Raw genomic sequence first — 18,676 nt, 5'->3', positions numbered from 1 at the left:
TCACAGCTTCGGCGCAATCTCTTCGGTCCAGATACGCTCCCGCTGCTCCTTGCTCAGGTGGCAGGCGGCCCAGTGCCGGCTGCCGACCTCGGCCAGCTCGGGGCGGACCGTGCGGGTGACGTCGTCCTTCGGGAGGTCAGCGTACGGGCAGCGCGGGTTGAAGGCGCAGCCGGACGGGACGTTGATCAGGGAGGGCGGGGAGCCCTTGACCGGGATCAGGCGTTCCTGCTGGTCGCGGTCGAGCCGCGGCATCGAGCCGAGCAGACCCCAGGTGTAGGGGTGGCGGGGCTCGTAGAACACCTTCTCGGCCGGCCCGCGCTCGACGCAGCGTCCGCCGTACATCACCAGGATGTCGTCGGCGAGTTCGGCGACGACGCCCAGGTCGTGGGTGATGACGATGACCGCGGAGCCGAACTCCTTCTGCAGGTCGCGGATGAGGTCGAGGATCTGCGCCTGGACGGTCACGTCCAGGGCGGTCGTCGGCTCGTCCGCGATGAGCAGCTCGGGGTTGTTGACCAGCGACATCGCGATCATCGCGCGCTGGCGCATACCGCCGGAGAACTCGTGCGGGTAGTTGTCCACCCGCTTGTCCGGCTGGGGGATGCCCACCCGGTCGAGCATCTCGATCGCCCGGCGCCGGGCGGTCTTCTTGTCGACGTCGTGGTGGATCCGGTACGCCTCCACGATCTGCTGGCCGATCGTGTAGTACGGGTGCAGCGCGGACAGCGGGTCCTGGAAGATCATCGCCATCTCGCGGCCGCGCAGCTTGCGCACGTGGTCCGGGTCGGCGCCGAGGAGTTCGGTGCCGTCCAGCCAGATCTCGCCGGAGATCTGCGCCTTGCGCTTGCCGTACTGGCCGGCGGTGTGCAGGCCCATGATGCCGAGCGAGGTCACCGACTTGCCGGAGCCGGACTCGCCCACGATGCCGAGGGTCTTGCCCTTCTCCAGCTGGAAGCTGAGCCCGTCGACGGACTTGACCAGGCCGTCGTCGGTCGGGAAGTGCACCTTCAGGTCGCGCACTTCGAGGAAGGCGGTCGGAGCCGGGGAGGACGGCGTGGGCTCGCCCACGGCCGCTCCGGTCTTGCTGAGTTCCGTCATGCGAGCCTCACTCGGGGGTCGATCACGGCATAGAGGACGTCCACCACGAGGTTGGCGATGAGCACCGCGAGAGAAGTGATCAGGACGACGCCCAGAATGATGGGCAGGTCCTGGTTCCTGATGGCGTTCAGCACGGCCTGGCCGAGGCCGGGGAGGCTGAACGTGGTCTCGGTGAGGATCGCGCCGCCGATGAGGGCGCCGAGGTCCATGCCGAGCATGGTCAGGATGGGCGTCATCGTGGAGCGCATGGCGTGCTTGCCGATGACGGTCTGCTCCTTGAGGCCCTTGGCGCGGGCGGTGCGGATGTAGTCCTCGCCGAGGATCTCCAGCATGTTGGCCCGGGTGATCCGGGCGTACATCGCCGCGTAGAGGAACGCGAGGGTGATCCAGGGAAGGATCATGCCGCCGAACCAGCCGCCGAAGCTGTCCTCCAGGGGCACGTACTGCGCGTTGAACCACTTCAGCCCGAAGGCGAAGACGGCCAGGCTCAGCATGCCGGTGAAGTAGATGGGGAGCGAGACGCCCGCGAGGGCGACGACCATCGCACCGCGGTCCCACAGGGTGCCGCGCTTGAGCGCGGACAGCACGCCCGCCGCGACACCGAAGATCAGCCACAGCACCGCGGCGCCGAGCGCCAGCCCCAGGGTCACCGGGAAGCGGTCGGTCAGCACCGGCCAGACGGCCTGCTCACTGCGGAAGGAGTAGCCGAAGCACGGTGCGGCGCACTGGATGGTGTCCCCGCCGCCGGTGTAGGTGCGGCCGGCGAAGATGCCCTTGAAGAACTCCCAGACCTGGAAGTAGATCGGTTCGTCCAGGGACAGCTTCTCGCGCACGCCCGCGATGGCGGCAGGGTCGGCCTGCTTGCCCACGAAGCTCAGCGCGATGTCGACACCCGCCCACTTCGGGACGAGGAAGAAGATGCCGAAGACCACCATGATGATGACCACCAGCATCACTGCGGCGGCGAACAGCCGCCTGATGAGGTAAGCGAGCACAGCTCTCGGCCCGCCGCGGACGGCGGGCCACCGGGGGTTTCCCGATGGCCCGCGGTCACGCTGCGCCGGCCTTCACCTGCCTTTCGTGCCGTGTGGCGGGTGCGCCGGGTCTACTTCTGCGGGTTCTTCAGACCGAGGTTGACGAAGTCGTACTGACCGCTGTAGCCGTCGGTCGTGTAGACGTTCGCCAGGTTGTCCGAGCGCCAGTTGATGAACTTCTCGAAGACGAAGGGCAGGTAGTACGCGCCCTCCATCACCTTGTGGTTGATCTCCGTGGAGATCTTCTCCTTGCCGGCGTCGTCCAGCGTGTTCACGTACTGGTCGAACAGACCGTCGATGGTCTTGTCCTTGATGAGCGCGTAGTTGTTGTTACCGCTCTGCTGGATGAACTTGCTGTTCCACAGCGGCAGACCGAAGCCCTGCACGGACGGGAAGTCCGGGCCCCAGCCCATGATGATGATGCCGTACTTCTTCTTCTTCACGTTCTCGGGGCTACCGATGATGCCCGAGGTCTGCGAGCCGTCGTACTGGTCGATCTCGGCGTTGATGCCGACCTTCTTCAGCGACGCCTGGAGCGACTGGGCGGTGGCCACCTCGACCGGCTTGTTGTTGCGGACCGCGATGGTGGTCGTGAAACCGTTGGGCTTGCCGCAGGCCTTCAGGGCCTCCTTGGCCTTGGCCGCGTTGCCGGTCTTGTTGGCGCCGGCGATCTCGTACGGGTCGTACTTCTGGCCCTCGGCGCCCGGGACGGACGGCGGCAGCATGTTGGTGCCGATGTCGCCACCCGCGACGGGGCCGCCGCGCGCGGTCTGGAGCGAGACGTGGTCGGCGCCGTAGATGACGGCCTTGCGGCACTCGATGTTGTCGAACGGCGCGACGCTCTGCGGGAAGACCGCGTAACGGACGTAGCCGGAGACCGGGTTGTCCAGGTTGGCCTTGTGCTGCTTCAGGGCGGTGGTGCGGCCCTGCGGCGACATGCCGGTCTGGTTGAGGTCCAGGTCCAGGTCACCGTTGAGCAGGCGCTGGTCCAGCTGGTTGGCGTCGGAGAAGAACTGGATCGTGATCTTGTCCGGGTAAGCCTTGCGGACCGGGTCCGAGGCCTGCTTCCACTGGTCGTTGCGGACCAGCGTCAGCGACTTGCCGGGGCTGTACGACTGGAACTTGTACGGGCCGGAGGAGAACGGCTTCAGCTGGTACTGGGCCTTGGTGTCCTTGTCCTGGCGGACCGGGGACGCGGAGATCAGGCCGAGCATCTCCTCGAAGTCCGAGTTGGCCTTCGGCAGCTTGAAGACGATGGTCTTGTCGTCCGGGGTCTCGATGGCCTTCAGACCGAGCTTGTCCGCCGCGGTGTCCTTGTACGGGCCCTTGTAGGTGCCGGTGGGGTCCAGCACGTCCTTCAGGTACGTCGGGCCGCCGGACAGCACGTCCTGCGCCCACACGCGCTCGATGCCGTACTTGATGTCCTTGGAGGTGATCGGCTTGCCGTCCTCCCACGTCACACCGTCACGCAGGGTGTACGTGTAGGTCTTGCCGCCGTCCGTCACCTTGGCGAGACCCGTGGCGAGGTCCGGGGTGAGCTCGGCGCCCGCCTTGCCCGGCTCGGTCTTGTTCGTGACGAGCTGACGGCTGTAGTACCGGGCGAAGTTCCACATCATGCCGTAGTAACCGCGCGTGGTGTCCCACGAGTCGGCGTCCTGGGCGGCGCCGAACTTCAGGGTCCCGCCCTTCTTGGCGAGCGAGGCCTGGGCGACCTTGTTGTTCGCGGCGTCGAAGCCGGCGGCGCCGTTCTTCGAGCCGCCGCCGTCGTTGTCTCCGCCTCCGCACGCCGCCGTGGTCAGCAGCGCGGCGACCGCGGCGGCAGCGGCAAACGCCTGCTTCCGCCGCCCTGAGGTGCGTTCGGTAGTCACGATCTCGGATCCTCCGGATAGATGAGAGCCCCCGTGTATGGCCACGGGACAGTCAGTGGGTGCAGCGGTTCAGCGGGAGGCCTTCGGGTCGAGCGCGTCCCTGACGCCGTCGCCGAAGAGGTTGAAGGCGAGCACGGTGATGAAGATCGCCACACCCGGGACCACCATGTACATGGGGTCGGACTCGTAGTAGTCGATCGCGCTGGAGAGCATCTGCCCCCAGGAGGCGGTGGGCGGCTTGACGCCCACGCCGAGGAAGCTGAGCGCGGCCTCGGTGAGGATGTTCGTGGGGATCATCATCGTGGTGTAGACGATGATCGGGGCCACGAGGTTGGGCAGCAGCTCCTTGAAGAGGATGTACAGCCGGCCGGCGCCCAGCGAGCGGGCTGCCTCGACGTACTCGCGCTCACGCAGCGACAGCGTCTGGCCGCGCACCACTCGCCCGATGTAGGGCCAGCCGAAGAACCCGATGACGAGGATCATCACGAAGACGCGCACGTTGGAGCCGGTCAGGCCCAGCAGGTTGCTCGGCATCACGGAGACCAGCGCGATGATGAACAACAGCTGGGGGAAGGCGAGCAGACCGTCCATCACCCGGCTGACCAGGGAGTCGACCCAGCCGCCGAAGAAGCCGGCGAGGATGCCCAGGACCGTGCCGAGGATCACGGCGACGACGGCGGACAGGAAGCCCACCAGCAGGGAGATGCGGGCGCCGTAGAGGATGCGGGCGAAGATGTCGCGGCCGTTGACGGGCTCCACGCCGAGCAGGTGCTCACCGCTCACGCCGCCGAGCGAGCCCGTGGGGGTGCCGAACAGCGGGTCGATGAGGTTCTCGTGATACTCGTTCGGGTCCTGCCCGAGCGCGCCGGTGATGACCGGGGCGAGCAGGGCGACCACCACGAGGAAGAGCACGATGATGCCGCCCGTGAGAGCGAGCTTGTCCCGCTTCAGGCGCTCCCAGGCGATCCGGCCGAGGGAGCGACCCTGTACGGCCTTCGTGCCGGAAGCAGCGGTCGCCGCTTCCTCGACCGGGCTCGGGGCCGCTTCCGCGGTCGGCTCGTGCAATGGTGCCGTCATCTGGCAGGGACCCCTCTCAACCGGCGGTAGCCGGCCCGCACTTGCCGCTGTAGCGGCGTGATCAGTCCGTTCGTGTGCAGGGGCGAAGCACCCACCCCTGGAGCGGGAGTCTTCAACGCTTTGGCGATCTGTTGCCAGACTTGGCAGGAAAAGGATGCGTAAACGTGATGCGGTCAGATGGATTCCGTTATCCGGACGGTGGGTAATGACTGTCGGACGGGGGCGAATGCGGACATATACGCATTGATGCGGACCAACTGCCGTTATCTACGCGCGAAGACGGTCGGTGCCTCCCCGGCGGGAACACGCTGGGTGAGGCATGGGACGCCGAGTCAGAAACGGCCGGCAGGAGGATAGCCGTAGCCCGCCGCGGACGCCTGCGAGGGAGCGACGGGGGCCGTGGCGTGGGCCTCGCGGTCGTAGAACGGGCGGGCGTGGACGCGCATCCACATCACCACCGGGTCGTGGTCGTCGGTCATCGCGACCGTCGACACCGGCAGCCCCTCCGGGACCGCGCCGATCGACTGCTGCATCATCGCCCGCACCGCGTCCACGGCCGGCGGGGACGTGTCGTACACGTCCAGCCCGATGACGAGGTACGGCGCGCCCAGGGCCGGCTGGACCCAGGCGCGGCGCAGTGAGCGCAACGCCGGTGTGCGGTGGGCGTTCTGCGCGAGGAGGGCGTAGAACTGCGGGACCTCCACGCCCGGTTCGGACAGCCGCAGCGGGCCGGCCGGCTGGCGGTCCAGGCCGGTCGCGATGCGGCGCAGGTCGAGCCAGGGGATGCCGACGCCGCCGCCGGGGGCGTGCGGGTTCAGCCAGAGGCCGTGGTGGTCCGGGTACAGCGTGCGGGCCACGTCGAGGCCGTCTACCACTTCGTACGATCTGTTCCAGCCGCTGGCCGAGAGTTCCTGGGCGGAGGTGACGCAGGGGGCGTAGCCGTGGCCTTCGACGTCCATCGTGCCGTACTGGGCGTCCGGGGAGCCTGCCTGGCCCTGCCACAGCAGCATCCACACCTGGCCGGTGGTCGGGGTGGCGAGGGCGCGCAGGAGCGCCTCGTAGGCGTCGTAGCGCCCGGGCGTCACCTGGCGCAGCATGTGCTCGACCTGTCCGGTCGCGATGCCGCTGGCGCTCACCTGTACCGCCCCTTCGATTGGTTGGCCATATTTCGTGGAGACCAGCTTAGGTGGCTTCGCCGACAACGGGTGCCCATCGGGTGTCGGTTGTTGGGGCGGGGCCCGGGGTGGTGGTCGCCTGGGGGCGGGGGCTCGCCGTCGGCGGGTGGGGGTTGGGCGCGCAGTTCCCCGCGCCCCTGAGGTTGGGCCGGGCGCCCTGGGGGCCAGGGGCCCGGGGGTCCCCCACCCCTGCGGGTGCGGGTTGTGGGGGGCTGGGCGCGCAGTTGCCCGCGCCCCTGCTGGGCCGGGCGCCCTGGGAGTCAGGGGCCCGAGGGACCCCCACCCCTGCGGGTGCGGGTTGTGGGGCGGCCGGGCGCGCAGTTCCCCGCGCCCCTGCTGGACCGGGCGCCCTGGGGGCCAGGGGCCCGGGGAACCCCCACCCCTGCGGGTGCGGGCTGTGGGACGGCCGGGCGCGCAGTTCCCCGCGCCCCTGGAGCTGGGCCGGGCGTCGTGAGTTGCGATGTGCCGTGTCTTCCCGGTTTCAGCGGGTGTAGAAGGGGCGGACGTTTTGTTTCAGCCACTTGGCCACTGGGTCGTCCGTGACGTCCAGGAGGACCAGGTTGACCGGCCAGTGGGTCGGGGTGGTGGTCAGGGCCCGGCCCAGGGCTTCCAGGGGAAGGGTCCTCAGGTCGCCCTCCCACTGGGAGAGTTCGACGCCGACGAACATCACCGGGTCGGCCGTCTCGATGGCCGCGAGGCAGCGGCGGGCCGTGACGACGACGCCGATCGCCTCGAACTCGGCCGACGCGGCGGACAGGAAGTCGATCGGGTCGTCCTGCCAGTCGGGTTCGAACAGGCGGACCCGGCCGCCGGCGGCGGGGCCGTCCAGCGGGGTGCGGCCGGCGCGGCACAGCTCCGCTACGGCGCCGGGCGGCAGCGGGACGCCGACCACGCCCTCGGGGTTGACCGCGATGCCCACCTGCGGCGGCAGCCCGCGCGCGAACTCCACGGCCGGGGCGATGGTGTACGACATGTGCGAGCCGGCGACCTGGCGGAACTGCTCCTCGGAGCTGAAGACGGGCACATAGGCCTGGCCGTCGAGCTCCAGCGTCGGCAGGTCCAGGGGGCCGCTGTGCGGACCGCCGCCGTTGGGCAGCGGGATCCACACGAAACTGCGGCTGAGCACCTCCACGATCCGCGCGCCGGCCCCGGGCACGCCGAGGGAGGCGGACAGCGCCTCCTCCAGCTCGTTGCCGGGCCATCCGCCGTGCGAAGGGGGGTGCGCCTGTGCCGGGAAACCCGCGGAGAAGTCCGCCGGGAAGTCCGCCGGGGGGAATTCCATCTGCCTACCGCCGCCTGCCGAGAACCACTGGTGACAGAAAAGGCTAACGGGTACCGCCACTCCGCCCCACGGGACACCTCAGCCGGTGAAGTCGATGCGGCGCAGCGTGTCCGCCGCGTCGCGGTCCAGGAGGACGGCCGAGCCGCAGCCTCCGGGCAGCCGGCCCTTCTCCACCGCGCGCAGCAGGCGGGACGCGGCCCGCCGGTGGCGCAGGAAGGCGTAGCGGGAGACCCCCCGCCCCCGCTCCCGCTGCCCTTCGAGCGCGGTGTCCACGGTGACGTCGAGCAGCAGCAGATGCAGCGTGCCCCCGCGGCGGCGGGCCTCGCGCGCCAGCCAGTTCCGCACCCAGGCCTGCGTACCGCAGTCGTGTACGACCACCCCCTTGCCCTCGCGCAGCGCGCGCCGCAGCCCCGCGTAGTGGGCGAGGCGGACCAGGGGACGGTAGAGGGCGTACGGCAGCGCGCGCGACGTCCGGGCGTCCCAGCGATCCCGGGTGTCCTGCGAGTCGACGCGGTGGCCCTTGACCGTGCGCCGCATAAGGGTGGACTTGCCGCTGCCGGGCAGGCCGGTGACCACGACCAGGTCGCGGGGGCCGAACAGCAGGCCGTGCGGGCTGTGGCCGGCGCGGGCGCGCAGGTCGCGGACGACGGGAGCGGTCCGGGAGCCGCAGGCCGCTCCGGCGGGCGCCTCTGGCTGCGCCGGCACGGCGATCGCCGAGGTGGTCGCGTGGGCCGAGGTGGTCACGTACGCCGTGGTCCTGTTCACCGTGGTCGTCCTCCCCTGGGGTCCGACAAGTCTTCTCCCCGTCGAGCGTAAAGAGAAGGTAATGCGCGGTGTCTTCCGATTTCGCGCACGTACCGCCACAAGCCGGTTACAGATGCGGCCTGCCCTGACCGGGGCGAGCCGTGCAATGATGGCCGCGCCAACTGCATACCGGCCGTTTGAATCCGCGCGGGAGAGTTCCCGGCGGCGCTCGTCCAGAGCGCCGGCCCGGGGCGCCGAAGGAGCAAGTCCCTCCCTTGAATCTCTCAGGCCCCGTACCGCGCGGGCGAGGCACATCTGAAAAGCGGGCCGGCCCTCGTAGGGGGCGGCTCCACCCAAGGTGCAAGCCATGGTCACCCCGTCGTACGGATGGCCTTCATGGCGAACCTCTCAGGTTCCGATGACAGATGGGGAGGAACGACCTCGCCAGTCTTGCCTTGGGAGACGAACGCCCGATGAGCAGCACCCCGCTCCGCCATACCGCCCTCGACGCCCTGCACCGCTCGCTGGGCGCGACCATGACCGACTTCGCCGGCTGGGACATGCCTCTGCGCTACGGCTCCGAGCGCGACGAGCACAACGCCGTGCGCACCCGGGCCGGGCTCTTCGACCTCTCGCACATGGGCGAGATCACGGTGACCGGTCCGGCCGCGGCCGCCCTGCTGAACTTCGCGCTGGTCGGCGACATCGCCTCCGTCGGTGTGGGCCGCGCCCGCTACACCATGATCTGCGTGGCGGACGGCGGCATCCTCGACGACCTCATCGTGTACCGGCTGGCCGAGACCGAGTACATGGTCGTCGCCAACGCCTCCAACGCCCAGGCGGTGCTGGACGCCCTGGTGGAGCGGTCCGCCGGCTTCGACGCCGAGGTCCGCGACGACCGGGACGCCTACGCGCTGCTCGCCGTCCAGGGCCCGGAGTCCCCCGGCATCCTCGCCTCCCTCACCGACGCCGACCTCGACGGTCTGAAGTACTACGCCGGTCTGCCCGGCACGGTCGCCGGTGTGCCCGCGCTGATCGCGCGCACCGGTTACACCGGCGAGGACGGCTTCGAGCTGTTCGTGAAGCCGGAGCACGCGGTGGAGCTGTGGCAGGCGCTGGCCAAGGCGGGCGAGGGCGTCGGTCTGATCCCGTGCGGGCTGTCCTGCCGGGACACGCTGCGCCTGGAGGCGGGCATGCCGCTGTACGGGCACGAGCTGTCGCTGTCGCTGACCCCCTTCGACGCCGGGCTCGGCCGGGTGGTCAAGTTCGGCAAGGAGGGCGACTTCGTGGGGCGCGAGGCGCTGCTGGCGGCCGCGGAGCGCGCCGAGGCGAGCGCGCCGCGCGTGCTGGTCGGCCTGGTCGCCGAGGGCCGCCGCGTCCCGCGCGCCGGATACGCCGTGGTCGCGGGCGGCGAGGTGGTCGGCGAGGTCACCTCCGGCGCCCCCTCGCCCACCCTGGGCAAGCCGATCGCGATGGCGTACGTCGACGCCGCGCACGCCGCGCCGGGCACCGAAGGCGTGGGCGTGGACATCCGGGGCAGCCACGAACCGTACGAGGTCGTGGCCCTGCCGTTCTACAAGCGCCGCAAGTAGTCACCGGGCGCTTCGCGCGAGGTCGGGTACACCGGCGTGACCCCGCGCACATTTCACCGCCCACCAGCGGTTTCCCCCGTCACCCAGCCATCAGCACTCCCCCGCGTACAGGAGAATTCAGGCCATGAGCAACCCGCAGCAGCTGCGTTACAGCAAGGAGCACGAGTGGCTGTCGGGCGCCGAGGACGGCGTCTCGACGGTCGGCATCACGGAGCACGCGGCCAACGCGCTCGGCGACGTGGTCTTCGTCCAGCTCCCCGAGGCCGGCGAGACGGTCACCGCGGGCGAGACCTGCGGCGAGCTGGAGTCGACCAAGTCGGTCAGCGAGCTGTACTCGCCGGTCGACGGTGAGATCGTCGCCGTCAACCAGGACGTCGTCGACGACCCGTCGCTGGTGAACTCCGCCCCCTTCGAGGGCGGGTGGCTCTTCAAGGTACGGGTCACGGGCGAGCAGGAGGAGCTGCTCTCCGCCGACGAGTACACCGCCTACACCGCTGGCTGAGGAGTCGTAGACGCATGTCTGTCCTGAACACGCCCCTGCACGAGCTCGACCCCGAGGTCGCCGCGGCGGTCGACGCCGAGCTGCGCCGTCAGCAGTCCACGCTGGAAATGATCGCCTCGGAGAACTTCGCTCCGCTCGCGGTCATGGAGGCGCAGGGCTCGGTCCTGACCAACAAGTACGCCGAGGGCTACCCGGGCCGCCGCTACTACGGCGGCTGTGAGCACGTCGACGTGGCCGAGCAGATCGCGATCGACCGGATCAAGGAGCTGTTCGGCGCCGAGTACGCCAACGTCCAGCCGCACTCGGGCGCCTCCGCCAACCAGGCGGCCCTGTTCGCGCTGGCCCAGCCCGGCGACACCATCCTGGGCCTGGACCTGGCGCACGGCGGCCACCTCACCCACGGGATGCGGCTGAACTTCTCCGGCAAGCAGTTCGACGTGGTCGCCTACCACGTGGACGGGGCCGGGCTGGTCGACATGGCCGAGGTGGAGCGGCTGGCCAAGGAGCACCGCCCGAAGGTGATCATCGCGGGCTGGTCGGCGTACCCGCGGCAGCTGGACTTCGCGGAGTTCCGCCGGATCGCCGACGAGGTCGAGGCGTACCTGTGGGTGGACATGGCGCACTTCGCCGGCCTGGTGGCCGCGGGGCTGCACCCGAACCCGGTCGAGTACGCGGACGTCGTCACCTCCACCACCCACAAGACGCTGGGCGGCCCGCGCGGCGGGATCATCCTGGCGAAGAAGGAGTTCGCCAAGAAGCTGAACTCGTCCGTCTTCCCGGGCTTCCAGGGCGGTCCCCTGGAGCACGTGATCGCGGCGAAGGCGGTCTCCTTCAAGGTGGCGGCGAGCGAGGAGTTCAAGGAGCGCCAGCGGCGTACGGTGGAGGGCGCCCGCATCCTCGCCGAGCGCCTGACGGCCGCGGACGCCCGCGAGGCCGGGGTCAACGTCCTGTCGGGCGGCACGGACGTACACCTGATCCTGGTGGACCTGCGGGAGTCCGAGCTGGACGGCCAGCAGGCGGAGGACCGTCTCCACGAGGTGGGCATCACGGTCAACCGCAACGCCGTCCCGAACGACCCGCGGCCCCCGATGGTCACCTCGGGTCTTCGGATCGGCACGCCGGCCCTGGCCACGCGCGGTTTCACCGCCGAGGACTTCGCCGAGGTCGCGGACGTGATCGCGCAGACGCTGAAGCCCGCCTACGACGCCGAGGCGCTGCGGGCGCGGGTCGTCGCCCTGGCCGAGAAGCACCCGCTGTACCCCGGTCTGGGGAAGTAGTTCCGTAGTTCCATCGTTTTCCGGCGGCCGCCCCGCGCACTCGTGAACGGGCGTGCGGGGCGCCCGGCGGAAGACTTCTGCACCACCCTGTATGGAGGAGTTCCCGTGGCCATCTCGGTCTTCGACCTGTTCTCGATCGGCATCGGCCCGTCCAGCTCCCACACGGTCGGCCCGATGCGGGCGGCGGGCATGTTCGCGCGCCGGCTGCGCAACGAGGGCCTGCTGTCCTCGGTCGCCTCCGTCCGCAGCGAGCTGTACGGCTCCCTCGGCGCCACCGGCCACGGCCACGGCACCCCCAAGGCCGTGCTGCTCGGCCTGGAGGGCGACTCGCCGCGCACGGTGGACGTGGAGACGGCGGACGAGCGCGTGGAGGCGATCAGGTCGGCCGGCCGCATCCGGCTCCTGGGCGAGCACGAGATCCCGTTCGCCTACGACGACGACATGGTCCTGCACCGCCGCGAGACGCTCCCGTACCACGCCAACGGCATGACGCTGTGGGCCTACGACGAGCGGGGCGAGGAGCTCCTGACCAAGACGTACTACTCGGTCGGCGGCGGTTTCGTGGTCGACGAGGACGCGGTCGGCGCCGACCGCATCGTGCTCGACGACACGGTCCTGAAGTACCCCTTCCGCACGGGCGACGAGCTGCTGCGGCTGGCGCGGGAGACGGGGCTGTCGATCTCCTCGCTGATGCTGGAGAACGAGCGGGCCTGGCGGACCGAGGAGGAGATCCGTGAGGGGCTGCTGGAGATCTGGCGGGTGATGCAGGCCTGCGTGGCGCGCGGCATGTCCCGCGAGGGGCTCCTGCCCGGCGGCCTGCGCGTCCGCCGTCGCGCTGCCATGACGGCCCGTCAGCTCCGGGCGGAGGGAGACCCGTTGGCCCACTCCATGGAGTGGATCACGCTCTACGCGATGGCGGTCAACGAGGAGAACGCGGCCGGCGGACGGGTGGTCACCGCTCCCACGAACGGCGCGGCCGGCATCATCCCCGCCGTCCTGCACTACTACATGAACTTCGTCCCCGGCGCGGACGAGGACGGCGTGGTCCGATTCCTCCTCGCGGCGGGCGCGATCGGCATGCTCTTCAAGGAGAACGCCTCCATCTCCGGCGCGGAGGTCGGATGCCAGGGCGAGGTCGGCTCGGCCTGCTCGATGGCCGCGGGCGCGCTGGCGGAGGTCATGGGCGGCTCGCCCGAGCAGGTGGAGAACGCGGCCGAGATCGGCATGGAGCACAACCTGGGCCTGACCTGCGACCCCGTGGGCGGTCTGGTCCAGATCCCCTGCATCGAGCGCAACGGCATGGCCGCGGTGAAGGCGGTCACCGCCGCCCGCATGGCACTGCGCGGCGACGGCTCGCACAAGGTGTCCCTGGACAAGGTCATCAAGACGATGAAGGACACCGGCGCCGACATGTCCGTCAAGTACAAGGAGACGGCCCGGGGCGGGCTGGCGGTCAACATCATCGAATGCTGAGGACACCTCAGCGCACGGACACCGCCCGTGCGGCACGGGCCTTGACACCCGGGCCGCTCGAGCCTCTCTCCAGGAGCGGTCGTCAACGTCGTGTGGGCGTTGAACTCCATCGGGTGATGTGAGCGGAGGGGGAGGTTCCGGGGTGGGGGGAGCGGGCATCAGACAACTCCCTCTCCTCCCCCAGCACTTCAGGAGTGCACCATGCTCCGAGGCATCGACGTCAGCGCGTACCAGTCGTCCGACTACCGTACGGACGGCCTCTCCTTCGTCTTCGTCAAGGCGACGGAGGGGCGTACGTACGTCAACCCCAAGCTCGCCGCCCAGACCAAGACCGCGCGTGAGGCCGGACTGGTCGTGGGGTTCTATCACTTCCTGTGGCCCGGGAACCTCACCGAGCAGGCGGAATACTTCGTCGCCAAGGCCCCCGACCGGCCGGGCGACATCCTCGCCGTCGACTGGGAGACCACCGGCGGCGGGACCCACGCGAGCAACGCGGAGAAGGACAGCTTCATCCGCAAGGTGAAGGCCCTGCGGCCGGACAACCGCGTGATCCTCTACTGCAACCGGCACTTCTGGCTGAACGTCGACACCACGTCGTACGCCGGGGACGGGCTGTGGATCGCCGACTACGGCACGGCCGGCAAGCCCAGGATCGAGGCCCCGTGGCGCTTCCACCAGTACACCGACGACCCCGTGGACACCAACGTGGCCCGGTTCGCCGACCGGGCGGCGCTGCGGGAGTGGGCGGCGGGCGACTGAGCGCGCCCACTCCCGTGGCCGTTCGTCACTTGCCGAGGCAGGCCCAGAACTCGTCGAACGACAGGAGCTTGTCGCCGTTGAGGTCACGGCTGGCGATGACGGCCTCGGCGACCGACTCGGTGACGTTCCAGTCGCCCTGCTGGGCGAGGGCGGTCTTGAACTCGGCCGCGGTGATGAAGCCGTCACCGTCCGTGTCGATCCGCTGGAACTGCTTGCGTGCTTCTTCGATGTCGACCACCGGGTCCGCCCCTTATTCCGTAGCTTTGCTGTCGTACTGACGCAGGTCAGGTTAACGGCCCGGGTGGGCGCCCCGTGCGGCGACCACCGGCGGACGCGAGGAGCGGGGCAGTGGAGACGTTGCGGGACATACTCGACGCGGCGGCGCGGGGGGTCTTCCCTCCGGCCGACGGCGGCACGACCGTCGTGCCGCAGCACTCCGCCCGGGACGCCGGGGTGCTGTGCTTCACCGCGCACTCCGTCGTCTTCACGGACGAGGACCCCCGCTGGGTGCGCGAGACGCTCGCGGCCCTCGACTGCGACGCGCTGGCCGCGACCATGAACCCGTTCTTCCTGGCGGCCTTCATGGAGCGCACCGGCCGCGCCTGCGACACCGTCGACGCGCTGCTCGTCGGCCCGCCGCTGCCGGGTGAGCCGGCCCTCGCGCTGAAGGAGATCGAGGACGCGTCGCATCCCCGGGTGCGCTACGCGCGCCGCCGCCGCGACGACGTGCGCGTCTGGTCCGTGGACGGCGGGATGCTGGCGATGGGCCGCGGGGTGGGCGGACGGCTGGAGGTGTCGGTGGAGGTGTACGCGGTGGACACGGCGGACGCCGACGCACGCCGACGCGGGCTCGGCCGGGCCCTGGTCACCGCGGCGCGGCAAATCGCCGGTGAGCCGCTGTGGGCGCAGATCGCGCCGGGCAACGCGCGCAGCATGCGGGCGTTCCAGGCCGCCGGCTACGTCCCGGTGGGCTCCGAGGCGCTGCTCCTCGCCCGCTGAGGGACGCGGCCCGCTGAGGGACGCACCGCCCGCGGGTTCAGGTGAGGACGCGCAGGAGGAGCACCGAGCGGGCCGGGACAGTCAGCGGGACCGCCGAGGGGTGCGAGGTCAGCGGCGGGCGGGACTGGTCCTCGGTCGAGGTGTCGAGGACGAGTTCGTAGCGTTCGGCCCAGGGCGGGCCGGGCAGGACGAAGGGGGCCGGGCGGTCGCCGGCGTGCAGGACGGCGAGGAAGCTGTCGTCGGTGATGGGCGCGCCCCGCTCGTCGCGGCCGGGGATGTCCCGGCCGGAGAGGTACATGCCCAGCGTGGCCGCGGGGGCGTACCAGTCCTCTTCCGTCATCTCCGTGCCCCGCGGGGTGAACCAGGCCAGGTCGCGCAGCCCGTCCACCGAGTGGGGCCGGCCGGAGAAGAACGCCCGGCGGCGCAGCACGGGGTGGTCGTGCCGCAGGGCGATCAGCCGTGAGGTGAGGTCGAACAGGTTCTTCCAGCCCGGGTCCTCCAGCAGCCCCCAGTCGACCCAGCTGATCTCGTTGTCCTGGCAGTACGCGTTGTTGTTGCCCCGCTGGGTCCGCCCCATCTCGTCGCCCGCGACCAGCATCGGCACGCCCGTCGACAGCAGCAGCGTGGTCAGCAGGTTGCGCAGCTGACGGCGGCGCAGGGACCGTACGCGTTCGTCGTCGCTCTCGCCCTCCGCGCCGCAGTTCCAGGCGCGGTTGTCGTTCGTGCCGTCCCGGTTGCCCTCGCCGTTGGCCTCGTTGTGCTTGCGCTCGTAGGACACGAGGTCGCGCAGGGTGAACCCGTCGTGCGCGGTGACGAAGTTGACCGAGGCGTAGGGCCGCCGGCCGCCCCAGGCGTACAGGTCGCTGGAGCCCGACAGGCGGTAGCCCATCTCGCGGACGTCGGGCAGCGCGTGCCGCCAGAAGTCCCGGACGGTGTCGCGGTAACGGTCGTTCCACTCGGTCCACAGGGGCGGGAAGGCGCCCACCTGGTAGCCGCCGGAGCCGACGTCCCAGGGCTCGGCGATCAGTTTCACCCGGCGCAGCACCGGGTCCTGGGCGATGACCGCGAGGAACGGGGAGAGCATGTCGACGTCGTGCATGGAGCGGGCCAGCGCCGCCGCGAGGTCGAAGCGGAAGCCGTCGACGCCCATCTCCGTGACCCAGTAGCGCAGCGAGTCGGTGATCAGGCGGAGCACCTGCGGCTGGACCACGTGCAGCGTGTTGCCGCAGCCGGTGTAGTCCGCGTAGCGGCGGGCGTCCGACTGCAGACGGTAGTAGCCGCGGTTGTCGATGCCCTTGAGGGACAGCGTCGGGCCCAGCTCGCCCGCCTCCGCGGTGTGGTTGTAGACCACGTCGAGGATGACCTCGATGCCGGCCGCGTGCAGCGCCCGCACCATCCGCTTGAACTCGCCGACCTGCTGCCCCCTGGTGCCGGAAGCGGCGTAGGCGGCGTGCGGGGCGAAGTAGCCGACGGAGTTGTAGCCCCAGTGATTCTTCAGGCCGCGGCGCAGCAGATGGTCCTCGTGGGCGAACTGGTGGACGGGCAGCAGCTCGACGGCCGTGACGCCCAGCTTCACCAGGTGCTCGATCGCGGCGGGGTGCGCCAGACCGGCGTAGGTGCCGCGCAGTTCCTCGGGGATCGCCGGGTGCCGCATCGTGAAGCCGCGCACGTGCAGTTCGTAGATGACGGAGTCCGCCCAGGGCGTCTTGGGCCGCCGGTCGTCGGCCCAGTCGTCGTCGTCGTGGACGACGACGCCCTTGGGGACGAACGGCGCGGAGTCCCGTTCGTCGCGCACGGTGTCGGCGACATGCTGTTCGGGCCAGTCCCGCACATGCCCGTACACCTCGGGCGGCAGCGCGAACTCGCCGTCCACCGCGCGCGCGTAGGGGTCCAGGAGGAGTTTCGCCGGGTTCCAGCGTCCGCCGGTCCACGGGTCCCAGCGGCCGTGCACCCGGTAGCCGTAGCGCTGGCCGGGCATCACGCCGGGGACGAAGCCGTGCCAGATCTCGTGGGTCAGCTCGGTGAGGCGGGCCCTGGTCTCCCGGCCCTGCTCGTCGAAGAGGCACAGCTCGACCGCCTCCGCGCCGGCCGCCCACAGCGCGAAGTTGGTGCCGGCGACGCCGTCCGGGCCGACCCGGAAGCGGGCGCCCAGCGGTGTGGACGCGCCCGGCCACACCGGCACGCCCGGCGTCCCCCGCCGTGCCCCGTTCACGACGGCGGACGCGGCGGTGCGCCTCTCAGCCACCGCCTCCTGCTCGGCTGCGCTGGACACCGTTGCGCCTCCCGCGGCTCGTGGAACGACGGTGGCCCCGGGGCGTACGGCGTCCCGGCCGCGGCTCCCCGTAGCGTCGTCCTCCCCCCTGTTCTGCCCAGACCGTGCCTCGCACTCACGTTTCCCCGGAGCGTGCCCCGTCGTTGGGTATCGCGTGAGGCACGTACAACGGCGCGCGCGGCGCGCGGGGGCCGCGCTGGCCGCCGTACTGACATGGGCAGGACTGCTGGCCGGCGCGGCCGGCTGCACCGGGGAGGGCGGCCGCGGCGGCCTTGATCTGACACAGGGCAAGGCGCCGCCGGCGAGGGACGTCATCCGCGTCACCCCGCAGGACGGGGCACGGGCGGTGCGCCCCGGCAAGGAGCTGCGGGTGCGGGTGACGGAGGGGCGGCTGGAGTCGGTGAAGGTCGTCAAGTGGCAGGACGCGCGGGAGACGCCGGTGCCGGGCGGGCTCTCCGCCGACGGCCGCACCTGGAGCCCCCGCGAGGCGCGGCTCGGGCTCGCCGCCCGGTACACGGTCGACGCGGTGGCCGTCGACGGCAAGGGCCGCCGCTCGGCCCGGCACACCGCCTTCACCACCTTCGTCCCCGAGGAGCGCTTCATCGGCTACGTCACACCGGAGAACCGCTCCACCGTCGGCACCGGGATGATCGTCTCCCTGGAGTTCAACCGGGAGATCGCCGACCGGGCCGCCGTCGAGCGCGCGGTGCGGGTCACCGCCGAGCCGGACGTCGACGTCCGGCCGCACTGGTTCGGCGACAGCCGGCTGGACTTCCGCCCCGAGACGTACTGGCGGCCCGGCACCCGGGTGAGGGTCGCGCTGCGCTTCCGTGACGTGGAGGCCGCGCCGGGGGTCTACGGGCTCCAGGACAGGACGTTCTCCTTCACCGTCGGCCGGCACCAGGTCTCCCGCGTCGACGCCGCCGCGCACACCATGGAGGTGCGGCGCGAGGACGAGCTGATCGCCACCGTCCCCGTCACGGCCGGGGCGCCGAAGACGACGACGTACAACGGCAAGATGGTGGTGACCGAGATGCTGGAGCTGACGCGGATGAACGGTGCCACGGTCGGCTTCAAGAAGAAGGACGGCAAGAGCGAGTACGACATCCCGGACGTGCCGCACGCCATGCGGCTGACCAGCTCCGGGACCTTCCTGCACGGCAACTACTGGGCGCCGGCGGACGCGTTCGGCACGGTGAACCTCAGCCATGGCTGCGTAGGCCTTCGGGATGTCAAGGGCGGCGGTTCCGACACCCCGGCGGGCTGGTTCTTCGACCGCAGCCTCGTCGGCGACGTCGTCGAGGTCGTCAACAGCAAGGACAAGACGGTCGCGGCGGACAACGGGCTCGGCGGCTGGAACATGGACTGGGAGGAGTGGACGGAGGGCAGCGCGGTGGAGTGACGGGCCCCCGACTCGGCGATCCCGGCGATCCCGGCGATCCCGGCGAAACCGGTGACCCCGGTGATCCCGGTGATCCCGGTGATCCCGGTGATCCCGGTGATCCCGGCGACGTGATCTCCCCC

At 70.7% G+C, this 18,676-nt stretch carries 16 protein-coding genes and 1 riboswitch; of the genes, 7 read left to right on the top strand and 9 right to left on the bottom strand.

Annotation, left to right across the window (positions count from 1 at the left end; genetic code table 11):
- From ACIOC0_RS35740 to ACIOC0_RS35710, 7 genes are all read right to left on the bottom strand, one after another.
- On the bottom strand, window positions 1-1,098 hold the full coding sequence (locus ACIOC0_RS35740; RefSeq protein WP_130443310.1) for an ABC transporter ATP-binding protein: 1,098 nt from the start codon (window positions 1,096-1,098) through the stop codon (window positions 1-3).
- Entirely contained in the window at window positions 1,095-2,093 is a 999-nt protein-coding gene (locus tag ACIOC0_RS35735; protein ID WP_130443312.1) for an ABC transporter permease, read from the bottom strand. The genes ACIOC0_RS35740 and ACIOC0_RS35735 overlap by 4 nt, the downstream gene beginning before the upstream one ends.
- Window positions 2,094-2,203: 110 nt before the next feature.
- The gene (locus tag ACIOC0_RS35730; protein ID WP_402160357.1) at window positions 2,204-4,000 is read right to left on the bottom strand and encodes an ABC transporter substrate-binding protein; all 1,797 of its coding nucleotides are present in this window, start codon (window positions 3,998-4,000) and stop codon (window positions 2,204-2,206) included.
- A 69-nt stretch (window positions 4,001-4,069) separates the two neighbouring features.
- Complete coding sequence (locus ACIOC0_RS35725; RefSeq protein ID WP_402160354.1) at window positions 4,070-5,077, bottom strand: ABC transporter permease; 1,008 nt, start codon at window positions 5,075-5,077, stop codon at window positions 4,070-4,072.
- Between the two features lie 332 nt (window positions 5,078-5,409).
- Window positions 5,410-6,213, bottom strand: coding sequence for an enhanced serine sensitivity protein SseB C-terminal domain-containing protein (locus tag ACIOC0_RS35720; protein ID WP_352250060.1), 804 nt, complete (start codon window positions 6,211-6,213; stop codon window positions 5,410-5,412).
- A gap of 520 nt (window positions 6,214-6,733) precedes the next feature.
- On the bottom strand, window positions 6,734-7,534 hold the full coding sequence (locus ACIOC0_RS35715; protein WP_402160351.1) for an enhanced serine sensitivity protein SseB: 801 nt from the start codon (window positions 7,532-7,534) through the stop codon (window positions 6,734-6,736).
- 78 nt (window positions 7,535-7,612) lie between these two features.
- Window positions 7,613-8,299, bottom strand: a complete 687-nt coding sequence (locus ACIOC0_RS35710) for an AAA family ATPase (RefSeq protein WP_402160349.1) — start codon at window positions 8,297-8,299, stop codon at window positions 7,613-7,615.
- Between the two features lie 177 nt (window positions 8,300-8,476).
- Window positions 8,477-8,587: riboswitch (glycine riboswitch) on the top strand.
- Window positions 8,588-8,751: 164 nt separating this feature from the next.
- Between ACIOC0_RS35710 and gcvT the strand changes: the two genes are divergently transcribed.
- The 5 genes from gcvT to ACIOC0_RS35685 all read left to right on the top strand — a co-directional run bounded on the left by gcvT (window position 8,752) and on the right by ACIOC0_RS35685 (window position 13,881).
- On the top strand, window positions 8,752-9,870 hold the full coding sequence (gene gcvT, locus ACIOC0_RS35705) for a glycine cleavage system aminomethyltransferase GcvT (RefSeq protein ID WP_402160347.1): 1,119 nt from the start codon (window positions 8,752-8,754) through the stop codon (window positions 9,868-9,870).
- A 124-nt stretch (window positions 9,871-9,994) separates the two neighbouring features.
- Window positions 9,995-10,372: a glycine cleavage system protein GcvH gene (gcvH, locus tag ACIOC0_RS35700; RefSeq protein ID WP_130443324.1), complete on the top strand. Its 378-nt coding sequence runs from the start codon at window positions 9,995-9,997 to the stop codon at window positions 10,370-10,372.
- A 14-nt stretch (window positions 10,373-10,386) separates the two neighbouring features.
- The gene (glyA, locus tag ACIOC0_RS35695; protein WP_402160344.1) at window positions 10,387-11,649 is read left to right on the top strand and encodes a serine hydroxymethyltransferase; all 1,263 of its coding nucleotides are present in this window, start codon (window positions 10,387-10,389) and stop codon (window positions 11,647-11,649) included.
- Between the two features lie 105 nt (window positions 11,650-11,754).
- Window positions 11,755-13,122, top strand: a complete 1,368-nt coding sequence (locus ACIOC0_RS35690; RefSeq protein ID WP_402160341.1) for an L-serine ammonia-lyase — start codon at window positions 11,755-11,757, stop codon at window positions 13,120-13,122.
- A gap of 201 nt (window positions 13,123-13,323) precedes the next feature.
- Window positions 13,324-13,881: a glycoside hydrolase family 25 protein gene (locus tag ACIOC0_RS35685; RefSeq protein ID WP_402160339.1), complete on the top strand. Its 558-nt coding sequence runs from the start codon at window positions 13,324-13,326 to the stop codon at window positions 13,879-13,881.
- Window positions 13,882-13,906: 25 nt separating this feature from the next.
- Here the strand turns inward: ACIOC0_RS35685 and ACIOC0_RS35680 are convergent, their stop codons facing one another.
- Complete coding sequence (locus ACIOC0_RS35680) at window positions 13,907-14,119, bottom strand: EF-hand domain-containing protein (protein ID WP_402160337.1); 213 nt, start codon at window positions 14,117-14,119, stop codon at window positions 13,907-13,909.
- 110 nt (window positions 14,120-14,229) lie between these two features.
- Between ACIOC0_RS35680 and ACIOC0_RS35675 the strand changes: the two genes are divergently transcribed.
- Complete coding sequence (locus ACIOC0_RS35675; protein WP_402160334.1) at window positions 14,230-14,880, top strand: GNAT family N-acetyltransferase; 651 nt, start codon at window positions 14,230-14,232, stop codon at window positions 14,878-14,880.
- A 37-nt stretch (window positions 14,881-14,917) separates the two neighbouring features.
- Here the strand turns inward: ACIOC0_RS35675 and glgX are convergent, their stop codons facing one another.
- Window positions 14,918-17,152 (bottom strand): glycogen debranching protein GlgX, encoded by a 2,235-nt coding sequence (glgX, locus tag ACIOC0_RS35670; RefSeq protein ID WP_402160332.1) that lies wholly within the window; start codon window positions 17,150-17,152, stop codon window positions 14,918-14,920.
- Window positions 17,153-17,306: 154 nt separating this feature from the next.
- Here glgX and ACIOC0_RS35665 point away from each other — a divergent pair, with 154 nt between their 5' ends.
- Window positions 17,307-18,554, top strand: coding sequence for an Ig-like domain-containing protein (locus tag ACIOC0_RS35665; RefSeq protein ID WP_402160329.1), 1,248 nt, complete (start codon window positions 17,307-17,309; stop codon window positions 18,552-18,554).
- Window positions 18,555-18,676: the final 122 nt, after the last annotated feature.

The organism is Streptomyces sp. NPDC088254 (genome assembly GCF_044740925.1).
In the GTDB taxonomy this organism is placed as follows: Bacteria; Actinomycetota; Actinomycetes; order Streptomycetales; family Streptomycetaceae; genus Streptomyces.
This window is presented reverse-complemented; position numbering and strand designations above follow the sequence as displayed.